This window comes from Kitasatospora sp. NPDC058965 (genome assembly GCF_042741245.1).
GTDB lineage: Bacteria > Actinomycetota > Actinomycetes > Streptomycetales > Streptomycetaceae > Kitasatospora.
Genome location: NZ_JBHYKG010000154.1, coordinates 1 through 20,131, shown reverse-complemented (window position 1 = coordinate 20,131; position 20,131 = coordinate 1). Strand labels below are relative to the sequence as shown.

The following is a 20,131-nucleotide window of genomic DNA, read 5'->3' as shown; positions in this document are numbered from 1 at the left end:
GCCCGCCCCCGGGCCGGCCGCCGCGCAGCTGACGGTCGGCCAGGTGACGGGCGCTCAGCCGCCCCCGCCCCCACCGGGCGTCCCGCCGGTGGTGCCCCCGCCGCCGCCCGCCGGACCGCCGCGCCGGGCGGTCGCCGCGCCGAGCGCCGCCGTGCCGCCCGGTGGGACCGGGCACTTCGTCATGCCCACCGGCTCACCGGTCCAGCTGCCCGCGCACACCTCGCCGCACCCGGGCGCCGCGCTCGGCCCGCTCGCGGTGCTGCTGATCGGACCGGCCGGCGCCGGCAAGACCACGGTCGCCCGGCACTGGGCCGAGCGCCGCACCACGCCGACCGCGCACATCAGCCTGGACGACGTGCGGGAGTGGGTCTGCTCCGGCTTCGCCAACCCGCAGTCGGGCTGGAACAGCGACTCCGAGGCGCAGTACCGGCTGGCCCGCCGCACCTGCGGCTTCGCCTGCCGCAACTACCTGGCCAACGGCATCTCGTGCATCATCGACGACGCGGTCTTCCCGGACCGGCCGGCCATCGGGCTGGGCGGCTGGCGGCGCCACATCGGGCCGGGGATGATCCCGGTGGTGCTGCTCCCGGGCCTGGACTCGGTGCTGGCCCGCAACGCCCGCCGCGCCGGCACCCGCCGGCTGAGCGACGAGCAGGTGGCCCTGATCCACGGGCGGATGGCGGGCTGGTACAACTCCGGGCTGCCGATCATCGACAACTCCCAACTCGACGTGCCCGCCACCGCCGAGGCCCTGGACCGGGTCATCGCCGCCCGGCTGGCGGGGCAGCCGGTCCGCTGAGGACCGCCGGCGGCGGCCCGGTAAGCTCCTGCGCATGCCCGAAGGCCACATCCTGCACCGACTCGCCGCCGAGCACCTGCGACGGTTCGGCGGTGCGCCGGTGGCGGTGGCCAGCCCGCAGGGGCGGTTCGCCGAGGGGGCGGAGCTGGTCGACGGCCGGCCGCTGGAGCGGGCCGAGGCGGACGGGAAGCACCTGTTCCTCGGCTTCCCGGGCCACTGGCTGCACATCCACCTCGGGCTGTACGGCACCGTCACCTTCGGCGCCGCCCCCGCGCCCGAGCCGGTGGGCCTGATCCGGCTGCGGCTGGCGAACCAGGAGCACGTGTCCGACCTGCGCGGCCCCACCACCTGCGAACTGCTCACCCCCGCCGAGAAGGACGCGGTGCACGCCCGGCTCGGCCCCGACCCGCTGCGCGCCGACGCGGACCCGGAGCGGGCCTGGCACCGGATCAGCCGCAGCCGCACCACCGTCGCCGCGCTGCTGATGGACCAGAAGGTGCTGGCCGGGGTGGGCAACGTCTACCGGGCCGAGGTGCTGTTCCGCCACCGGATCGACCCGCACCGGGCCGGGCGCGACCTGACCCGGGCGGAGTGGGAGCCGGTCTGGCAGGACCTGGTCGAGCTGATGCGCGAGGGCGCCGCGCTCGGCCGGATCGACACCGTCCGCCCCGAGCACACCCCCGAGGCGATGAACCGCCCGCCCCGGGTGGACGACCACGGCGGCGAGGTCTACGTCTACCGCCGGGCCGGGCAGCCCTGCCTGGTCTGCGGCACCGAGGTCCGCACCGAGGCGCACGCCGCGCGGAACCTGTTCTGGTGCCCTAGCTGCCAGCGCCGCTGACCGCGCGGACCGGCTCGACCGCCGACCCCGCGCCCGCCGGGCTCCCGACCACCGAGCCGCCGACCACCGTGCCCGCCCGCCCGAGCGCCGCGAGCCGGCGCCGGGCGCCCAGCCGTTGGACGGCGCCCACCCCGCTCACCCCGGCGCCCAGCGCCAGCCAGCCGAGCGGACCCGCCGTCATCACCACGCCGGTCAGCAGCAGCGGGCCGAGCGACTTCTGCACCGCCTGGGACATCCCGGCCACCCCCAGGTAGGAGGCCTGTCCGTGGTCCGGGGCCAGGCTGACCGCCAGCTCCCACGAGGTGACCGAGCGGACCAGCTCGGCCAGCGTGACCAGCACCGCCCCGAGCAGCAGCGCGACCGAACCGCGCACCGGGCCGCCCCCGGTGGCGAGGGCCAGTGCCAGGCAGGCGGCGAACAGGGCGACCCCGTACCAGCCGACCGCGGTGGCCGCCCGGCGCGGTCCGTCGGTGCGCCGGGAGACCGGCAGCTGGAGCACCACCACCATCACGGTGTTGAGGATCAGGAAGAACGGCACCAGGGCGTGCGGGGCCGTGGTGCGGTGGATGAGCCAGAGCGGCAGGCCCACGCTGAGCAGCGAGTCGTCCAGGCAGAGCGCGGTGTCGCGCAGCACGAAGAGCAGGTAGCCGCGGTCCCGCCACGGGCCGGTCGCGCCGGGGGAGTCCGGGGCGGCCCCGGCCGGGGCCGCGGGCAGCCCGACCGCCGCAGTGGTCCGGTGCACCAGGACGGCCGCGGCGAGGTAGGAGAGCGCGTTGGCCAGGATCAGTGCGCGGTAGGCGTCGGCCGTGCCGACGGCGAGCCCGACCGCCGCGAGCCCGGCGCCGACCGCGGTGCCCGCGTTGGCCACGGTCCGGAACAGCGCCTGGTAGGTGCCGCGCCGCGGGCCGGCCACCCGGGTGGCGAAGAGCATCTCCAGGGTCTTGGCCCCGCGCTCGGCCAGGCAGGTGAGGGCCACCACGCCCATCAGCGCGGTGAAGTCGTGCACCAGCACGAGCAGGGCCATGGTGCCCACCCGCAGCAGGTGACTGCCGATCAGCAGCCCGCGCACCGAGAGCCGTTCGGCCAGCCGGCCGGCCAGCGGCGACCCCGCGATCCCGGCCACCGCCGCGACGCCCACCAGCAGGCCGACCTGCCGGGCGTCCAGGTGGCGGACGAAGGTGAAGTACAGCACCGAGGCCGCCGACCACACGCCGGTCCCGGTCCGGTCCACGGCCTGCGCCGCGAGCATGATCCGGGCGTCCCGTCCGCCCGGCGGCCGTCGCAGCTGCGCCAGCAGCCCGTCCTCGCGCCGTCCCATTCCTGGCCCCCGTTCCACGTCGTACACGATCCGGGAGCAGCCTCGCGGAGAACAATCTCGATGTCAAGATAATTGATGTCGAGAGACTTCGCGGCCGGACGGTGCGACGGCTCAGACCCGGCCCTCGATCAGCCGTGCCACCAGCGCCAGCAGCTGCTCCCGCTCCGGTGCCGACAGCGGGGCCAGCAGCTCCTCGTTAGCCTGCGCGCCCAGGTCCCGGGACCGGGCCAGCAGCTCGGTGCCCGCGGGGGAGAGCGAGATCGCGTTCTTCCGTCCGTCGTGCGGGTCCTTCGCCCGGACCAGCAGTCCGCGCGCGGCGAGCTCGTTGATCGCGCCCACCAGGTCCTTGGGGTCGATCCGGACGGTGCGGGCCAGGTCCGCCTGGGCCAGCGGTCCGAACTCGGCGACGGCGCAGAGCACCGCGTGGTGCCCCGGCTTCAGCTCCGCCGCGGCCAGGCGCTCGGCGACCAGGCGGTGGCCCAGGGCGCCGGCCCGGCCCAGCAGCCAGCTGGGGAGGGTGTGCAACTGCGAGAAGGGGGCGTCAGGCATGGCGCCATCCTAAAGTCGTTGGACATCCCCATGAAATCCCCGTTATCGTTGGGAGTACCAACGATCGAAGGGGGAGCGCGCATGCGCAAGGTCAGGTTCCACCGCTACGGGGGCCCCGAGGTGCTGGAGCTCGACGAGGTCGAGCCGCCGGTGCCCGGTCCCGGCGAGGTGCTGGTGGCCACCGAGGCGGCCGGAGTGACCCTGATGCTGCTCAAGACGCTGCGCGGGGTCGGGCAGGTCCCGCTGCCCGGCGCGCCCGGCGGCGGCTTCGTCGGCCGGGTGGTCGCGGTCGGTGAGCAGTCGACCGGGTACCGGGTCGGCGACCGGGTGGGCGGGATCGCCGCCGAGGCCTTCGCCGACCGGCTGCTGGCCGCGCCGGCGACGATCACCCGGGTCCCGGACGAGGTTGCGGCCGCCGACGCGCTCGGGCTGGTGCACGGCGGCCTGGTGGCCCTGGCCGCGCTGCGGGTGGGCGAGCTGGCGCCCGGCCGGTCGGTGCTGGTGACCAACGCGGCCGGCGGGGTCGGGCACCTGATCGTCCAGTTGGCCAAGGCGCTCGGCGCGGGCCGGGTGGTGGCCGCCGTGGGCTCGCCCGAGAAGGCGGAGTTCCTGCGCGGCCTGGGCGCCGACGAGGTGGTGGCCTACCGGGACGCCGACTGGGGCGACCCGGTCGACCTGGTGCTGGAGGGCACCGGGCAGGAGGTGCTGCCCAGGGCGCTGGGCCAACTGGTCCCGTTCGGCCGGCTGGTCACCCTGGCCGGCCACGGCGGCACGCTGGACGCGGGTGCGGTGCTCGGTTCGATGGCCACCGTCACCGGGCTGTCGATGGGTCAGCTGGCACGGCACCGGCCGCAGCTGGTCGACGGGATCCGGGCCGACCTGTGGCGGCTGCTGGCCGAGGGGCGGATCCGCCCGGTCTCCCAGGTGCTCCCGCTGGAGCGGGCCGCCGAGGCGGTGGCGCTGCTGGAGTCCCGCCGCAACCGGGGCCGGGTGGTGCTGAGCACGGGTCAGTCCTGACGCCCCACCGGCGCCAGGTAGGGCCGGGGCCCCGAGCGGTGCCACCAGTTCCCGGTGTCGCGCCGCTCGGCCCGGCTGGTGAACCGGTACCGGTAGGCGACCGCCCGCACCCAGCGCGGCGGCGCGTCCGGGAACGGGTTGTGGCCGAGCAGCCGCAGGGTGTCCCGGTCCCCTTCCAGCAGCCGCTCGGCCAGCGGCCGCAGCCAGGCCCGGGCGTAGCCGGGGGAGAGCGCGGCGAACCACATCAGCCAGTCCAGCCGCAGGTGGTACGGCGCGAACTGGCGCGGGCGCCGGTCCAGCGCCCCCGGCTTGCCGCGGAAGCCGTACTCCCGCCAGACGGTGGCCCCGGTCGGCGCGGCCTCGTCGGTGCCCTCCAGGACCACCTCGAACCGGATCCGGCTGATGCTGCCGAAGGCGCCGTAGGTGTTCACCAGGTGCAGCCGGTTGAACGAGTAGTTCATCAGCTGACGGCGCGACAGCAGGTTGCGGGCCGGCCAGTAGCTGAGCACCAGCACCAACGCGGTGCAGGCCAGCACCAGCACCTCGAACCAGAGCGGCGCGGCGCCGGTGGCCCGCCGACCGGAACCCGGCAGCCGCAGCGCGCCGAAGGCCAGCGCGACGGTCAGCCAGTTGAGCCAGGCGAAGTTGCCGGAGGCGATCAGCCACAGCTGGGTGACCACCATCGCGCCCGCCGCCACCGAGGCGATCGGCTGCGGGGCGAAGAGCAGCACCGGCAGGCCCAGCTGGGCCAGGTGGTTGGCGGCCACCTCGACCCGGTGCAGCGGCATCGGCAGGTGGTGGAAGTACCAGCTCAGCGGGCCCGGCATGGGCTGGGTCTCGTGGTGGTAGCGCAGGCAGCTCAGGTCCCGCCAGCAGGCGTCCCCGCGCAGCTTGATCAGCCCGGCGCCGAACTCGACCCGGAAGAGCAGCCAGCGCACCAGCAGCAGCACCGGCACCGGCGGCGCCACCTCGGCGTTGCCCAGGAAGACGGCCAGGAACCCCGCCTCCAGCAGCAGCGACTCCCAGCCGAACGCGTACCAGGTCTGTCCGACGTTGACGATCGACAGGTAGAGCACCCAGAGCACCGCCCACAGCGCCGTGGCCGCGCCCAGCGGCACCGCGTCCGCCGCCCCGGCCAGCACGGCCGCGGCCAGCGCCGCCCCCGTCCAGGCCACCGCCGCGAACCGCCGGTCGGAGTACCCCCACTGGAACAGGCTCGGCGCCTCCCGCCAGCCCCGGTGGCGCAGGTAGCGCGGCACCGGCAGCAGCCCGCGGGCACCGATCAGCGCCCGGAACTGCCGCGCCGCCGCCAGGAAGCCCACCAGGTAGACCAGCGCCAGCAGCCGCTGCAGCACCAGCCGGCTGAGCGCGAAGTCGGGTGCGGTGAACCACTCCACCCCTCCAGCCAACCACCGGCCGCTACGGCTTGCGGGCCACCGCGCCGTAGTAGTAGGCCGCGTTCACGTCGGTGCCGGGCGCCACCTCGCCCCAGCCGAGCACCGGGACCAGGCCCGGCCCGACCGGCTCCAGGCCGTCCAGGAACCGGGCCACCTGGGCGCGCGGGCGCGGCACCAGGGTGACCCGGGCCTGCTCGGCGGCGCGCACTGCCAGGGCCACCTCGGCCGGGGCGAAGTCGCCGCTCGGGTGGGTGAGCGCCAGGTAGCTGCCCGAGGGCAGCGCGTCCACCAGGGTGCGGACCATGGCCCACGGGTCCTCGGCGTCCTCGAAGAGCATCAGCACCGCGACCAGCAGCAGCCCGATCGGCCGGTCCCGGTCGATGATCCGCTCGAAGACCGGGTGGGTGAGGATCTCGGACGGCCGGCGCAGGTCGCCCAGGACGTAGTCGGTCCGCCCGGCCGGATGGCTGGAGAAGATCGCCCGGGCGTGGGTCAGCACGATCGGGTCGTTGTCCACGTAGAGCACCCGGCACTCCGGGGCCAGCTCCTGGGCCACCTCGAAGGTGTTGCCGGCGGTCGGGATCCCGGTGCCGATGTCGACGAACTGCCGGATCCCGCCCTCGGTCACCAGGTGGGTGACCGCCCGGCCGAGGAAGTCCCGGTTGGCCCGGGCCATCGCCCGCATGTCCGGCACGGCGGTGATGATCCGCTCGGCCAGCTCCCGGTCGGCCGGGAAGTTGTCCCGACCACCGAGCCAGTAGTCGTACACCCGGGCGGAGTGGGCCACGGTGGTGTCGATCCCGACCGGTGCCCGGCCGCCCAGCACGTCCCAGTCGGTCACTGGTGCTCCTCTCCCCCGTAGCGTCGGGCAGCCTATCCGACGGCCCGTCACCGCCCGCGGATCGCCCGCCCGGCCCAGTCGACGGGCGGTCCGGGCCCGGTCTCCCTAGGCTGACCGACATGTCTGATGCGCACGCGGCCCGCAGGGAGCGGCTCGGCGAGTACTGCAGTGCGGGCGGGGCGGACGCGGCGCTGATCACCAAGCCCGCCAACGTCCGGTACCTCACCGGCTGCGCGCCGTGCGGCGCCACCCTGCTGCTCACCCGGGAGCGCGCGCTGCTGGTGCTGCCGGCCGACCTGCCGCCGGACGACACCGGCGAGCACCCCTACGCGGTGGACCTGCCGCAGCTGACCGCCCCGGGCCCGGTCGACACCCTGGAGCCGGCCGCCGAGGCCGCCGCCTCGTTCGGGGTGTCCGACCTGGCGGTGGAGGAGCACGACCTGACGGTCGGTCGGCTGCGCCGGGTGCAGGAGCTGGCCCCCGCGGTCCGGCTGGGCGACCTCGGCCGGGCGGTGGAGCAGCTGCGGGTGGTCAAGGACGAGCAGGAGATCGCGGACCTGCGGATCGCCGCCGAGATCGGCGACCAGGCGCTCAGCGAGCTGCTGGAGTCGATCCTGGTCGGGCGGACCGAGCGGCACCTGGCGATGGAGCTGGAGCGCCGGATGATCGACCACGGCGCGGACCGGGCCGGGTTCCCGGTCTCGGTGGGCACCGGCAGCCACTCCGGGCGCCCGCTGCACCTGCCCACCGACCGGCGGGTGGAGGAGGGCGACTTCCTGACCGTCTCGCTCGGCGCCCAGTACCGCGGCTACAGCGTCTGCTCCACCCGCACCTTCGTGATCGGCGCGGCCCCCGCGCCCTGGCAGGTCGAGCTGCACCGGCTGGTCTTCGAGGCCCAGCGGGCCGGCCGGGAGGCGCTGGTCCCCGGCACGCCGGCCAGTGCGCCCGACCGTGCGGCACGCGAACTGCTGCGCGAGGCGGGGCACCTGGAGGAGCCGCCGCGGCCGTTCGGGCACGGTGTGGGCCTGGAAGTCCGGGAGGCGCCGCACCTGGGACCCGGCGAGATGGGTAAACTGGACAATCGCGTGCCGGTCACCGTCGGTCCAGGGGTCCACCTCCCGGGTCGCGGCGGCGTCCGGATCGAGGACACGCTCGTCGTGCGTCCCGTGGAAGCGGGCGGGCCCGAGCTGCTCACCATCACCACCAAGGAGCTCCTCGCCCTGTGACCGCCCCGGCGGAGGCAGGCCCGCACCCTTGGTTCCTTGACAGCTATATCAGGAGTAAGTGCGCCCGTGGCTTCCACGAACGATCTCAAGAACGGCATGGTTCTCAACCTCGACGGCAAGCTGTGGTCCGTGGTGGAGTTCCAGCATGTCAAGCCCGGCAAGGGCCCGGCCTTCGTGCGCACCAAGCTCAAGGAGGTCCTGACCGGCAAGGTCGTCGACAAGACCTTCAACGCGGGCGTCAAGGTCGAGACGGCGAACGTCGACAAGCGCACCATGCAGTTCTCGTACAAGGACGGCGAGAACTTCATCTTCATGGACATGGACACCTACGACCAGATCACGGTCGAGCCGGGCGTGGTCGGCGACGCCGCCAAGTACCTGCTCGAGGGCTTCGACGCGCTGGTCGCGCAGCACGACGGCGCCCCGCTGTACGTCGAGCTCCCCGCCGCGGTCGAGCTGGTCATCGCGGAGACCGAGCCGGGCCTGCAGGGCGACCGCTCCACCGGTGGCACCAAGCCGGCCACCCTGGAGACCGGTGCCGAGATCCAGGTCCCGCTCTTCGTCACCACCGGCGAGAAGGTCAAGGTCGACACCCGCGACGGCAGCTACCTCGGCCGGGTCAAGTAACCGTGGCCTCTGCACGCACCAAGGCGCGCACGCACGCGTTCCAGATCCTCTTCGAGGCCGACCACCGGGAGGTCGACCCGCTCGCGGTGCTCGCCGACTGGGTGGCCCGGGGCCGCGAGGCCAAGCCGGGTGACGGCGTCCCGCAGGTCGCCGAGTACACCATGGAGCTGGTCGAGGGCTACACCCGGCACGCACGTCGGATCGACGAGCTGATCTCGACCTACGCGGTCGGCTGGACGCTGGACCGGATGCCGCTGGTGGACCGCAACGTCCTGCGGCTCGGCGCGTACGAGCTGATCTGGGAGGACGGGGTGCCGGACGCGGTCGTCCTGGACGAGTCGGTGGAGATCGCCAAGGACTTCTCCACGGACGACTCGCCGGGCTTCGTGAACGGCCTGCTCGCCCGGTTCCAGGAGAACAAGGCGGCGATCCGCCGCTGATCCCAGCGCGCCCGCACCACCCGCGGCCGCCGGACGACCGCCCCCCGACCTTCGGCCGGGGGGACTTCGTCCGGCGGCCGCGGTGCGTTCGGGCCCGGGCGGGTAGACGTGTCACCCGGGTGGAGTACGCTGCGTCCTACTCGTCAGTAACATCTCCGGGAAGGCGGCACGCCATGGCCAGCAGCGAGTTCGACCGGGGCATCGCCCTGCACCCGGACGGCGGGGACGGGTGGTACCGCGGTGAGCTGGGCGCCGGCTGGCAGATCGGCGGCGGGGTCAACGGCGGCTTCCTGCTGGCCGCGGCCGCCCACGCGCTGCGCCTGGAGCTGCCGCAGCACCCGGACCCGCTGTCGATCAGCGGCTACTACCTCTCCGCCTCGCGCCCCGGCCCGTACACGGTGCAGACCGAGGTGCTGCGCAAGGGCAACTCGCTCTCCAACGCCACCGCCGTGCTCCACCAGCAGGACGAGAACGGGCAGCGGGTCGAGCGGCTGCGGGTGCTGGCCGGCTACACCGACCTGGCGACGCTGGACGGCGAGGTGGGCACCGCGGCCGTGGAGCCGGTGCTGCCGCCCCGGGAGCAGTGCATCGGGGTCGAGCACGCGCCGCCGCAGTTCATCGAGCAGGCCGCCCTGCTGCAGCGGTTCGACCTGCGGCTGGACCCGGCCTGCGTGGGCTGGGCGCTCGGCCGGCCGTCGGGCAACGGGGTGATCCAGGGCTGGTTCCGGCTGGCCGACGGGCGCGAGCCGGACCCGCTGGCGCTGCTGCTGGTCGCCGACGCGCTGCCGCCGGTCACGTTCGACCTGGGCCGGCCCGGCTGGGCGCCGACCATCGAGCTGACCGTGCACCTGCGGGCGCTGCCGGCCCCGGGCTGGCTGAAGGTCAGCCACCGCACCCGGAACCTGGCCGGCGGCTACTTCGAGGAGGACTGCGAGATCTGGGACGAGACCGGCCGACTGGTCGCGCAGTCCCGGCAGCTGGCCCGCGCGCCCCGCGTGCCGTAACCGCCTGCGGGGCGCCGTGTGCGCCCCGGACGCCTCACTGCGCGGTGCGCGCCCCCTGCGCACCACCGGTCGCGGGGGCGTGAAGGAGACGACGACGGCGTGACCCCGAGCGGGTCACGCCGTGACGTTTCTTCAGTTACCGCGACCGGGCCGGGTTCAGTTGGCCTCCTCCTCGCGCACCGCGCGGCGCGCGTCGGAGTTGAGCACGCCCCAGCTGATCAGCTGCTCGGTGAGGATCGAGGGCGACTGGTCGTAGATCACGGCCAGGGTGCGCAGGTCGTCCTGGCGGATCGACAGCACCTTGCCGTTGTAGTCGCCGCGCTGGGACTGGATGGTGGCCGCGTAGCGCTGCAGCGGGCCGGCCTTCTCGCTGGGGACCTGGGTCAGTCTCTCCAGGTCCAGCACCAGGCGCGGCGGCGGCTCGGCCGCCCCGCCCGGGGTCCCGCCGGGAAGCAGCTCCTGCACCGGCACGCCGTAGAACTCGGCCAGCTCGGCGAGGCGCTGCACGGTCACCGCGCGGTCGCCACGCTCGTAGGAGCCGACGACGACGGCCTTCCAGCGCCCCTGGGACTTCTCCTCGACGCCGTGCAGGGAGAGCCCCTGCTGAGTGCGGATAGCGCGGAGTTTGCCTCCGAGCTGCTTCGCGTAGTCGCTGGACATTGTTCTCCCCGGACGAAATTGCGTGTTCGTTGCGGTCACGGGGGAGTGGAGGGGTGCCCCTGCTTCCCACTCGGCCTACCGGTGGGTAGGACGCGCGTTCCGTAACTCACTGTGAGGTTACGTAGAGTAAGGTAGCCGCGTCAAGCCGAATGGGGCAGTCGTGCGAATGGTCTGCTACCTCTGCGTGAACACGACACAACGCCCGGCAGCCGCCGGATGATCGCCCTGCTACCATGGGCGAGGCCGCCGCCACGACCGGGCAGCCACTTCCCAGACATCCTTTAAGGCCCGTCCCGTGAGGCGGGGAAGGAGGTCCGCTTCGGCATGACCACACAGACTGATCTGCCGCGCCCGCCGCACCAGGTGCTGGACGGCGCGGACATCGCCCGGGTGATCACCCGGATCGCGCACGAGATCGTGGAGCGCGCCAAGGGCGCGGAGGACGTGGTCGTCCTCGGCATCCACACCCGCGGGGTCCACCTCGCCCGCCGGCTGCACACCAAGCTGACGCAGATCACCGGCCGCGACATCCCGCTCGGGACGCTCGACATCACCATGTACCGGGACGACCTGCGGCTCAAGCCCGCCCGCGCCCTGGAGCACACCGAGATCCCGGCCGACGGCATCGACGGCCGCCTGGTGATCCTCGTCGACGACGTGCTCTTCTCCGGCCGCACCGTGCGCGCCGCCCTCGACGCCCTCGGCGACATCGGCCGCCCGCGCGCCGTGCAGCTGGCGGTCCTGGTCGACCGCGGCCACCGCGAGCTGCCCATCCGCGCCGACTACGTGGGCAAGAACCTGCCCACCTCGCTGCGCGAGGCCGTGCAGGTCCGCCTCTCCGACACCGACGGCCAGGACGCCGTGCTGGTCGGCGACCGCGACTACGCCGCCCGCTCCTCCCAGGCCATGGCCGCCCCGAGCACCCCGGAGTAAGACCCCGTGAAGCGCCACCTCGTCTCCGCCGCCGATCTCAGCCGCGACGACGCGCTGCTGATCCTGGACACCGCCGAGGAGCTCGCCCAGCTCTCCGGACGGGCCGTCAAGAAGCTCCCCACGCTGCGCGGCCGCACCGTCGTCAACCTCTTCTTCGAGGACTCCACCCGGACCAAGACCTCCTTCGAGGTCGCCGAGAAGCGCCTGTCGGCCGACGTGATCAACTTCGCCGCCAAGGGCTCCTCGGTCTCCAAGGGCGAGAGCCTCAAGGACACCGCCCTCACCCTGCAGGCGATGGGCGCCGACGCCGTGGTGATCCGCCACCACGCCTCCGGCGCGCCGGCCCGACTGGCCCAGTCCGACTGGCTGCACGGCAGCGTGATCAACGCCGGCGACGGCACCCACGAGCACCCCACCCAGGCCCTGCTGGACGCGTTCACCATGCGCCGGCACCTCAACCCGGGCACGGGCAACGACCTCGCGGGGCGCCGGATCACCATCGTCGGTGACGTCCTGCACAGCCGGGTCGCCCGCTCCAACGTGCTGCTGCTCAACACGCTGGGCGCCGAGGTCACCTTCGTGGCCCCGCCGACCCTGCTGCCGATCGGCATCGAGTCCTGGCCCTGCGAGGTCTCCTACGACCTGGACAGCACGCTGGCCAAGACCGACGCGCTGATGATGCTGCGGGTCCAGCGCGAGCGGATGAACGCCGCCTTCTTCCCCACCGAGCGCGAGTACTCGCGCCGCTACGGCATGCACGCCGGCCGACTGGCCAAGCTGCCGGCCCACGCCGTCGTGATGCACCCGGGCCCGATGGTCCGCGGCATGGAGATCACCGCCGAGGTCGCCGACTCGCCGCGCTGCACGGCGGTCGAGCAGGTGGCCAACGGGGTCTCGATCCGGATGGCCGTCCTGTACCTCCTGCTCGGCGGCGCGACGCTCGCCGACAGCACCACCAGCACCAACTCCAGCGAGGGCGCCAAGTGACTTCCTACCTGATCCGCAACGCCCAGCTGCTCGGCGGCCCCGCGCAGGACATCCTGATCGACGCGGGCGTCGTCCAGCAGGTCGGCACCGGCCTGACCGCCTCGGCCGACGTGGAGATCGACGCCTCCGGCCTGGTCGCGCTGCCCGGCCTGGTCGACCTGCACACCCACCTGCGCGAGCCCGGCCGCGAGGACGCCGAGACCGTGCTGACCGGCACCCAGGCCGCGGCCAAGGGCGGCTACACCGCGGTGCACGCGATGGCCAACACCTTCCCGGTGGCCGACACGGCCGGCGTGGTCGAGCAGGTCTGGCGGCTCGGCAAGGAGTCCGGCTACTGCGACGTGCAGCCGGTCGGCGCCGTGACGGTCGGCCTGGAGGGCAAGAAGCTCGCCGAGCTGGGCGCGATGCACGAGTCGGCCGCCGGCGTGCGGGTCTTCTCGGACGACGGCAAGTGCGTGGACGACGCGGTGATCATGCGCCGCGCGCTGGAGTACGTGAAGGCCTTCGACGGCGTGGTGGCCCAGCACGCGCAGGAGCCGCGGCTCACCGAGGGCGCCCAGATGAACGAGGGCCAGGTCTCCGGCGAGCTGGGCCTGGGCGGGTGGCCGGCCGTCGCCGAGGAGGCGATCATCGCCCGCGACGTGCTGCTCGCCGCGCACGTCGGCTCCCGGCTGCACGTCTGCCACGTCTCCACCGCCGGGTCGGTGGAGATCATCCGCTGGGCCAAGGCCAAGGGCTGGGACGTCACCGCCGAGGTGACGCCGCACCACCTGCTGCTCACCGACGAGCTGGTCCGCTCCTACGACCCGGTGTACAAGGTGAACCCGCCGCTGCGCACCGCCGAGGACGTGCACGCGCTGCGCAAGGCGCTGGCCGACGGCACCATCGACGCGGTGGCCACCGACCACGCGCCGCACCCGGCCGAGGACAAGGACTGCGAGTGGGCCGCCGCCGCGATGGGCATGGTCGGCCTGGAGACCGCGCTCTCGGTGGTCCAGCAGGCGATGGTCGACACCGGCCTGCTGAACTGGGAGGGCGTGGCCGACCGGATGTCGCACCGCCCGGCGCGGATCGGCCGGCTCACCGGCCACGGCCGCCCCGTCTCGGTCGGTGAACCCGCCAACCTGGTGCTGTTCGACCCCGCGTACCGTGGCACCGTGAATCCCGACGCCTTCGCCACCCGCAGCCGCAACACCCCCTACCGGGGCCTGGACCTGCCCGGACGGGTGCACGCCACCTTCCTGCGCGGGGTGGCCACCGTGCTCGCCGGCGAGCTGGTCGAGCAGGACTCCCTCGCGTGACCAGCACCCTGACGGCCATGCAGAAGGCCAAGGTGAACGACTGGCCCACGCACATCGGTTGGATCGTGGGCCTGCTCATCCTGGTGGGCCTGGTCTACTGGCTGATGCGCCAGGGCTGGCAGTGGCGGCGCACCCTGCAGTCGGACCTGGCGGAGCTGCCCGCCGTGCCGAGCGAGCCCGGCACCACCATCCTGGAGAGCAGCGGCCGCTACCACGGCAGCACCACCGCCGGGAACTGGCTCGACCGGGTGGTGGCCCACGGCCTGGGCACCAGGAGCCTGGCGGAGCTGACCCTGACCGAGCGCGGCCTGCTGGTCCGCCGCCCGGGTGACGTCGACCTCTGGCTGCCCGCCGAGGACCTGACGGGTGCTCGGACCGACACCGGCATCGCCGGGAAGGTGGTCCCGGCCGGCCTGCTGGTGGTCGGCTGGCGGCTCGGCGGGAAGGACCTGGAGTCCGGGTTCCGACTGGACCACCCGGACCGGCACCCCGAGTGGGTCGCCGCGATCGACGCCCGCGTCGATCAGACGCTTGCAGTACGGACGAAGAAGACGGAAGGCGTAGCACCATGACCGCACCTGCCCCCACCGCGCCGCGCCCCTGGCGCGAACGCGTGCCCGCCGTGCTGGTCCTGGAGGACGGCCGCACCTTCCGCGGCCAGGCCTACGGCGCGACCGGCGAGACCTTCGGCGAGGCGGTCTTCAACACCGGCATGTCCGGCTACCAGGAGACCCTGACCGACCCGTCCTACCACCGCCAGGTGGTGGTCATGACGGCCCCGCAGATCGGCAACACCGGCTGGAACGACGAGGACGACGAGTCCAAGCAGATCTGGGTGGCCGGCTACGTGGTCCGCGACCCCGCCCGGGTGGCCTCCAACTGGCGGTCCCGGCGCTCGCTGGACGCCGAGCTCGCCGCCCAGGGCGTGGTCGGGATCAGCGGTGTCGACACCCGCGCGCTCACCCGCCACCTGCGCGAGCGCGGGGCGATGCGGGTCGGCATCTTCTCCGGCGAGGCGCTGGCCGAGCAGGCCGAGCTGCTGCAGCGGGTGCTGCGGGCCCCGGAGATGAAGGGCGCCGACCTGTGCGCCGAGGTCGCCACCACCGAGCCCTACGTGGTCCCGGCGGTCGGCGAGAAGAAGTTCACCGTCGCCGCGGTGGACCTCGGGATCAAGGCGATGACCCCGCAGCGGATGGCCGAGCGCGGCATCGAGGTGCACGTGCTGCCGGCCAACGCGACCGTCGAGGACATCTACGCCGTCCAGCCGGACGGGGTGTTCTTCTCCAACGGCCCGGGCGACCCGGCCACCGCCGACCACCAGGTCGCCGTGGTGCGCGAGGTGCTCGGCCGCGGGACCCCGTTCTTCGGGATCTGCTTCGGCAACCAGATCCTCGGCCGGGCGCTGGGCTTCGGCACCTACAAGCTCAAGTACGGCCACCGCGGCATCAACCAGCCGGTCCAGGACCGCACCACCGGCAAGGTCGAGGTCACCGCGCACAACCACGGCTTCGCCGTGGAGGCGCCGCTGGACAGGGTGAGCGACACCCCCTTCGGGCGCGCCGAGGTCTCCCACGTGTGCCTCAACGACGACGTGGTCGAGGGCCTGCAGTGCCTGGACACGCCCGCGTTCTCCGTGCAGTACCACCCCGAGGCCGCGGCCGGCCCGCACGACGCCGCCTACCTGTTCGATCGCTTCGCCCAGCTCATGGAGGGCCAGCGTGCCTAAGCGCACCGACATCAAGTCCGTCCTGGTCATCGGCTCCGGCCCGATCGTCATCGGCCAGGCCGCGGAGTTCGACTACTCCGGCACCCAGGCCTGCCGGGTGCTGCGGGCCGAGGGCCTGCGCGTCGTCCTGGTGAACTCCAACCCGGCGACGATCATGACCGACCCGGAGATCGCCGACGCGACCTACGTCGAGCCGATCACCCCGGAGATGGTCGAGAAGATCATCGCCAAGGAGCGGCCGGACGTGCTGCTGCCCACCCTGGGCGGCCAGACCGCGCTGAACACGGCGATCGCCCTGCACAAGGCGGGCACGCTGGAGAAGTACGGCGTGGAGCTGATCGGCGCCAACGTCGAGGCGATCAACAAGGGCGAGGACCGCGAGCTGTTCAAGCAGGTCGTCGAGGCCGTCAAGGCCAAGATCGGTCACGGCGAGTCGGCCCGCTCGGTGATCTGCCACTCGATGGAGGACGTGCTGGCCGGCGTCGAGACGCTGGGCGGCTACCCGGTCGTGGTGCGCCCGTCCTTCACCATGGGCGGCGCCGGCTCCGGCTTCGCGCACGACGAGGAGGACCTGCGCCGGATCGCCGGCCAGGGCCTGGCCCTCTCGCCGACCACCGAGGTGCTCCTGGAGGAGTCCATCCTCGGCTGGAAGGAGTACGAGCTGGAGCTGATGCGCGACCGCAACGACAACGTCGTGGTGGTCTGCTCGATCGAGAACTTCGACCCGATGGGCGTGCACACCGGTGACTCGATCACCGTCGCCCCGGCGATGACGCTGACCGACCGCGAGTACCAGATCCTGCGCGACATCGGCATCGCGGTGATCCGCGAGGTCGGTGTGGACACCGGCGGCTGCAACATCCAGTTCGCGGTCAACCCGGAGGACGGCCGGGTCATCGTGATCGAGATGAACCCGCGCGTCTCCCGCTCCTCGGCGCTCGCCTCCAAGGCCACCGGCTTCCCGATCGCCAAGATCGCCGCCAAGCTGGCCGTCGGCTACACGCTGGACGAGATCCCCAACGACATCACCGAGCAGACCCCGGCCTCCTTCGAGCCGACGCTCGACTACGTGGTGGTCAAGGTCCCGCGGTTCGCCTTCGAGAAGTTCCCGAGCGCGGACGCCACGCTGACCACGACCATGAAGTCGGTCGGCGAGGCCATGGCGATGGGCCGCAACTTCCCCGAGGCGCTGAACAAGGCGCTGCGCTCGCTGGAGAAGAAGGGGTCGCAGTTCACCTGGGTCGGCGAGGTCGGCGACAAGGCCGAGCTGCTGACCACCTCGCAGGTGCCGACCGACGGCCGGATCAACACCGTGATGCAGGCGATCCGGGCCGGCGCCACCCCCGAGGAGGTCTTCGACGCGACGAAGATCGACCCGTGGTTCGTGGACCAGCTCTTCCTGCTCAACGAGATCGCCGAGGAGCTGGCCGCGGCCGAGCTGCTCGACCCGGAGCTGCTGCGGCACGCCAAGCGGCACGGCTTCTCGGACCAGCAGATCGGCGAGATCCGCGGCCTCAAGCCGGACGTGGTCCGCGAGGTGCGGCACGCGCTGGGCATCCGCCCGGTCTTCAAGACGGTCGACACCTGCGCCGCCGAGTTCGCCGCCAAGACCCCGTACTTCTACTCGTCCTACGACGAGGAGAGCGAGGTCGCCCCGCGCACCAAGCCCGCGGTGATCATCCTGGGCTCCGGTCCGAACCGGATCGGCCAGGGCATCGAGTTCGACTACTCCTGCGTGCACGCGTCCTTCGCGCTGGCCGAGGCCGGCTACGAGACCGTGATGGTCAACTGCAACCCGGAGACCGTCTCCACCGACTACGACACCTCCGACCGGCTCTACTTCGAGCCGCTCACCCTGGAGGACGTGCTGGAGATCGTGCACGCGGAGACGCAGGCCGGTCCGCTCGCGGGCGTCATCGTCCAGCTCGGCGGTCAGACCCCGCTGGGCCTGGCCCAGGCGCTCAAGGAGAACGGCGTGCCGATCGTCGGCACCCAGCCGGAGGCGATCGACCTGGCCGAGGAGCGCGGCGCGTTCGGCCGGGTGCTGCGCGACGCCGGCCTGCCGGCGCCCAAGCACGGCACCGCCTTCTCCTTCGAGGAGGCCAAGGCGATCGCCGACGAGATCGGCTACCCGGTGCTGGCCCGCCCCTCCTACGTGCTCGGCGGGCGCGGCATGGAGATCGTCTACGACGAGGCCAGCCTCGCCTCCTACCTGGAGCGGCACGCCGGTCTGATCTCCGAGCACCCGGTGCTGATCGACCGCTTCCTGGACGACGCGGTGGAGATCGACGTCGACGCGCTGTACGACGGCGAGGAGCTCTACCTCGGCGGCGTGATGGAGCACATCGAGGAGGCCGGCATCCACTCCGGCGACTCGGCCTGCGCGCTGCCGCCGATCACCCTGGGCGGCTTCGACATCAAGCGGCTGCGCGCCTCCACCGAGGCGATCGCCAAGGGCGTCGGGGTGCGCGGTCTGATCAACATCCAGTTCGCGCTGGCCGGGGACATCCTCTACGTGCTGGAGGCCAACCCGCGCGCCTCGCGCACCGTGCCGTTCACCTCCAAGGCGACCGCCGTGCCGCTGGCCAAGGCGGCGGCCCGGATCTCGCTCGGCGCCACCGTCGCCGAGCTGCGCGCCGAGGGCCTGCTGCCGGCCGAGGGCGACGGCGGCACGCTGCCGTCCGACTGCCCGATCTCGGTCAAGGAGGCCGTGATGCCGTGGTCGCGGTTCCGCGACATCCACGGCCGCGGCGTGGACACCGTGCTCGGCCCGGAGATGCGCTCGACCGGTGAGGTCATGGGCATCGACAAGGTCTTCGGCACCTCGTACGCCAAGGCCCAGGCCGGTGCGTACGGTGCGCTGCCGACCAAGGGCAAGGTCTTCGTCTCGGTGGCCAACCGCGACAAGCGCAACCTGGTCTTCCCGACCCGGGCGCTGGTCGAGCTGGGCTTCGAGGTGCTGGCCACCGCCGGCACCGCCGAGGTGCTGCAGCGGGCCGGGATCCCGTCCACCCTGGTGCGCAAGCACAGCGAGGGCGAGGGCCCGAACGGCGAGCGGACCGTGGTCCAGCTGATCCACGACGGCGACGTCGACCTGATCATCAACACCCCGTTCGGCACCGGCGGCCGGATGGACGGGTACGAGATCCGCACCGCCGCCGTCTCCCGCGGCGTGCCGTGCCTGACCACCGTCCAGGCGATGGGCGCGGCGGTGCAGGGCATCGACGCGCTGGTCCGCGGCGAGGTCGGGGTGATGTCGCTGCAGGAGCACGCGGCGCTGATCAACGCCGGCCGCAAGTAGCACCATCCTGAAGGGGAGGCATCCGTCGCCGGATGCCTCCCCTTCCCATGCGAGGAGCCCCGTGTACAAGATCCTGTTCAACCTGGTCTTCCGGAAGATGGACCCGGAGAAGGCGCACCACCTGGCCTTCTTCTGGATCCGGCTGGCCGCCTCGGTGCCCGGTCTGCGGCAGCTGGTCGCCCTGGTGCTGGCGCCGCGCGACGCGGCGCTGCGCACCAACGCGCTGGGCCTGGACCTGCCGGGCCCGTTCGGCCTGGGGGCCGGGTTCGACAAGAACGCGATCGGCATCGACGGCCTGGCGATGCTCGGCTTCGACTACGTCGAGATCGGCACCGTGACCGGCGAGCCGCAGCCGGGCAACCCGCAGCCGCGGCTGTTCCGGCTGGTCGAGGACCGGGCGCTGATCAACCGGATGGGCTTCAACAACCAGGGCTCGGCCCGGATCGCGGCCCGGTTGGCGCAGCGTCAGCGCGGCTCGCTCTCCCCGGTGGTCGGGGTCAACATCGGCAAGACCAAGGTGGTCGAGGAGGCCGACGCGGTCGCCGACTACGTCAAGAGCACCGAGCGGCTGGCCGGGCACGCCGACTACCTGGTGGTCAACGTCTCCTCGCCGAACACCCCGGGGCTGCGCAACCTGCAGGCGGTCTCGGTGCTGCGCCCGCTGCTGACCGCGGTGCGGGCGGCGGCCGACGCGGCCACCGCGCACCACGTGCCGCTGCTGGTGAAGATCGCCCCCGACCTGGCGGACGAGGACGTGGACGCGGTCGCCGACCTGGCCCTGGAGCTGGGCCTGGACGGGATCATCGCCACCAACACCACGATCGGCCGCGAGGGCCTGCTCGCGCCCGCCGCACGGGTCGAGGAGATCGGCATGGGCGGGCTGTCCGGCGCGCCGCTGAAGGACCGTTCGCTGGAGGTGCTGAAGCGCCTGCGCAAGCGCACCGAGGGCCGGCTGGTGCTGGTCTCGGTGGGCGGCATCGAGACCGCCGAGGACGCCTGGCAGCGGATCCTGGCCGGCGCCGACCTGGTGCAGGGCTACAGCGCCTTCATCTACGAGGGACCGTTCTGGATGCGCCGGGTGCACAAGGGCCTCGGGGCCCGGCTGCGCCGCGACGGCTACCGCTCGCTGAGCGAGGCCGTCGGAGCGAACGCGTAGTCCTGACG

19 protein-coding genes are annotated in these 20,131 nt (G+C 73.1%); 14 read left to right on the top strand and 5 right to left on the bottom strand.

What is annotated here, in order from left to right:
- Together ACFW1A_RS23985 and ACFW1A_RS23980 are read left to right on the top strand one after the other, a co-directional pair.
- A partial coding sequence (locus ACFW1A_RS23985; protein ID WP_380411360.1) for an AAA family ATPase occupies positions 1-799 on the top strand: 799 nt, incomplete at its 5' end.
- Between the two features lie 34 nt (positions 800-833).
- Positions 834-1,640 (top strand): Fpg/Nei family DNA glycosylase, encoded by an 807-nt coding sequence (locus ACFW1A_RS23980; protein WP_380411358.1) that lies wholly within the window; start codon positions 834-836, stop codon positions 1,638-1,640.
- On the opposite strand, the gene ACFW1A_RS23975 is transcribed toward ACFW1A_RS23980, so the two are convergent.
- Positions 1,621-2,958 (bottom strand): MFS transporter, encoded by a 1,338-nt coding sequence (locus ACFW1A_RS23975; RefSeq protein WP_380411356.1) that lies wholly within the window; start codon positions 2,956-2,958, stop codon positions 1,621-1,623. The genes ACFW1A_RS23980 and ACFW1A_RS23975 overlap by 20 nt on opposite strands.
- A gap of 111 nt (positions 2,959-3,069) precedes the next feature.
- Positions 3,070-3,507: a MarR family winged helix-turn-helix transcriptional regulator gene (locus tag ACFW1A_RS23970; protein WP_380411353.1), complete on the bottom strand. Its 438-nt coding sequence runs from the start codon at positions 3,505-3,507 to the stop codon at positions 3,070-3,072.
- 81 nt (positions 3,508-3,588) lie between these two features.
- Between ACFW1A_RS23970 and ACFW1A_RS23965 the strand changes: the two genes are divergently transcribed.
- Positions 3,589-4,524 carry a zinc-binding alcohol dehydrogenase family protein gene (locus ACFW1A_RS23965; protein ID WP_380411350.1) on the top strand — a complete coding sequence of 312 codons (936 nt, stop codon included), beginning with the start codon at positions 3,589-3,591 and terminating at the stop codon, positions 4,522-4,524.
- On the opposite strand, the gene ACFW1A_RS23960 is transcribed toward ACFW1A_RS23965, so the two are convergent.
- Entirely contained in the window at positions 4,515-5,921 is a 1,407-nt protein-coding gene (locus tag ACFW1A_RS23960) for a lipase maturation factor family protein (protein WP_380411348.1), read from the bottom strand. The genes ACFW1A_RS23965 and ACFW1A_RS23960 overlap by 10 nt on opposite strands.
- A gap of 22 nt (positions 5,922-5,943) precedes the next feature.
- Positions 5,944-6,762, bottom strand: coding sequence for an SAM-dependent methyltransferase (locus ACFW1A_RS23955; RefSeq protein WP_380411346.1), 819 nt, complete (start codon positions 6,760-6,762; stop codon positions 5,944-5,946).
- Between the two features lie 119 nt (positions 6,763-6,881).
- Here ACFW1A_RS23955 and ACFW1A_RS23950 point away from each other — a divergent pair, with 119 nt between their 5' ends.
- The 4 genes from ACFW1A_RS23950 (at position 6,882) to ACFW1A_RS23935 (ending at position 10,059) form a co-directional block, all read left to right on the top strand.
- Positions 6,882-7,988, top strand: coding sequence for a M24 family metallopeptidase (locus ACFW1A_RS23950; RefSeq protein ID WP_380411343.1), 1,107 nt, complete (start codon positions 6,882-6,884; stop codon positions 7,986-7,988).
- Between the two features lie 66 nt (positions 7,989-8,054).
- The gene (efp, locus tag ACFW1A_RS23945; RefSeq protein WP_110671761.1) at positions 8,055-8,615 is read left to right on the top strand and encodes an elongation factor P; all 561 of its coding nucleotides are present in this window, start codon (positions 8,055-8,057) and stop codon (positions 8,613-8,615) included.
- A gap of 2 nt (positions 8,616-8,617) precedes the next feature.
- Positions 8,618-9,055 (top strand): transcription antitermination factor NusB, encoded by a 438-nt coding sequence (gene nusB / locus ACFW1A_RS23940; protein ID WP_380411340.1) that lies wholly within the window; start codon positions 8,618-8,620, stop codon positions 9,053-9,055.
- A gap of 173 nt (positions 9,056-9,228) precedes the next feature.
- Positions 9,229-10,059 (top strand): thioesterase family protein, encoded by an 831-nt coding sequence (locus ACFW1A_RS23935; protein ID WP_380411338.1) that lies wholly within the window; start codon positions 9,229-9,231, stop codon positions 10,057-10,059.
- A gap of 156 nt (positions 10,060-10,215) precedes the next feature.
- Here ACFW1A_RS23935 and ACFW1A_RS23930 read toward each other — a convergent pair whose 3' ends face one another.
- A complete protein-coding gene (locus ACFW1A_RS23930; protein WP_110671758.1) occupies positions 10,216-10,719 on the bottom strand; it encodes a transcriptional regulator in 504 nt (167 codons plus the stop codon).
- 324 nt (positions 10,720-11,043) lie between these two features.
- Between ACFW1A_RS23930 and pyrR the strand changes: the two genes are divergently transcribed.
- The 7 genes from pyrR to ACFW1A_RS23895 all read left to right on the top strand — a co-directional run bounded on the left by pyrR (position 11,044) and on the right by ACFW1A_RS23895 (position 20,123).
- Positions 11,044-11,652, top strand: a complete 609-nt coding sequence (gene pyrR, locus ACFW1A_RS23925) for a bifunctional pyr operon transcriptional regulator/uracil phosphoribosyltransferase PyrR (protein WP_380411334.1) — start codon at positions 11,044-11,046, stop codon at positions 11,650-11,652.
- Between the two features lie 6 nt (positions 11,653-11,658).
- Positions 11,659-12,639 (top strand): aspartate carbamoyltransferase catalytic subunit, encoded by a 981-nt coding sequence (locus tag ACFW1A_RS23920; RefSeq protein WP_380411331.1) that lies wholly within the window; start codon positions 11,659-11,661, stop codon positions 12,637-12,639.
- Complete coding sequence (locus ACFW1A_RS23915) at positions 12,636-13,940, top strand: dihydroorotase (RefSeq protein ID WP_380411328.1); 1,305 nt, start codon at positions 12,636-12,638, stop codon at positions 13,938-13,940. Before ACFW1A_RS23920 ends, ACFW1A_RS23915 begins: the two co-directional genes overlap by 4 nt.
- A gap of 17 nt (positions 13,941-13,957) precedes the next feature.
- Complete coding sequence (locus ACFW1A_RS23910) at positions 13,958-14,512, top strand: hypothetical protein (RefSeq protein WP_380411362.1); 555 nt, start codon at positions 13,958-13,960, stop codon at positions 14,510-14,512.
- Positions 14,509-15,666 carry a glutamine-hydrolyzing carbamoyl-phosphate synthase small subunit gene (gene carA, locus ACFW1A_RS23905; RefSeq protein WP_380411326.1) on the top strand — a complete coding sequence of 386 codons (1,158 nt, stop codon included), beginning with the start codon at positions 14,509-14,511 and terminating at the stop codon, positions 15,664-15,666. Before ACFW1A_RS23910 ends, carA begins: the two co-directional genes overlap by 4 nt.
- Positions 15,659-18,967 carry a carbamoyl-phosphate synthase large subunit gene (gene carB / locus ACFW1A_RS23900; protein WP_380411323.1) on the top strand — a complete coding sequence of 1,103 codons (3,309 nt, stop codon included), beginning with the start codon at positions 15,659-15,661 and terminating at the stop codon, positions 18,965-18,967. Before carA ends, carB begins: the two co-directional genes overlap by 8 nt.
- Before the next feature lie 61 nt (positions 18,968-19,028).
- Positions 19,029-20,123 (top strand): quinone-dependent dihydroorotate dehydrogenase, encoded by a 1,095-nt coding sequence (locus tag ACFW1A_RS23895; RefSeq protein WP_380411320.1) that lies wholly within the window; start codon positions 19,029-19,031, stop codon positions 20,121-20,123.
- Positions 20,124-20,131: the final 8 nt, after the last annotated feature.

Bases quoted from the DNA above. Each gene is read 5' to 3' on its own strand.
- ACFW1A_RS23980 (WP_380411358.1), top strand. From the start codon at position 834: ATGCCCGAAGGCCACATCCTGCACCGACTCGCCGCCGAGCACCTGCGA.
- ACFW1A_RS23975 (WP_380411356.1), bottom strand. From the start codon at position 2,958: ATGGGACGGCGCGAGGACGGGCTGCTGGCGCAGCTGCGACGGCCGCCG.
- ACFW1A_RS23970 (WP_380411353.1), bottom strand. From the start codon at position 3,507: ATGCCTGACGCCCCCTTCTCGCAGTTGCACACCCTCCCCAGCTGGCTG.
- ACFW1A_RS23965 (WP_380411350.1), top strand. From the start codon at position 3,589: ATGCGCAAGGTCAGGTTCCACCGCTACGGGGGCCCCGAGGTGCTGGAG.
- ACFW1A_RS23950 (WP_380411343.1), top strand. From the start codon at position 6,882: ATGTCTGATGCGCACGCGGCCCGCAGGGAGCGGCTCGGCGAGTACTGC.
- ACFW1A_RS23935 (WP_380411338.1), top strand. From the start codon at position 9,229: ATGGCCAGCAGCGAGTTCGACCGGGGCATCGCCCTGCACCCGGACGGC.
- ACFW1A_RS23930 (WP_110671758.1), bottom strand. From the start codon at position 10,719: ATGTCCAGCGACTACGCGAAGCAGCTCGGAGGCAAACTCCGCGCTATC.
- pyrR (WP_380411334.1), top strand. From the start codon at position 11,044: ATGACCACACAGACTGATCTGCCGCGCCCGCCGCACCAGGTGCTGGAC.
- ACFW1A_RS23910 (WP_380411362.1), top strand. From the start codon at position 13,958: ATGCAGAAGGCCAAGGTGAACGACTGGCCCACGCACATCGGTTGGATC.
- carA (WP_380411326.1), top strand. From the start codon at position 14,509: ATGACCGCACCTGCCCCCACCGCGCCGCGCCCCTGGCGCGAACGCGTG.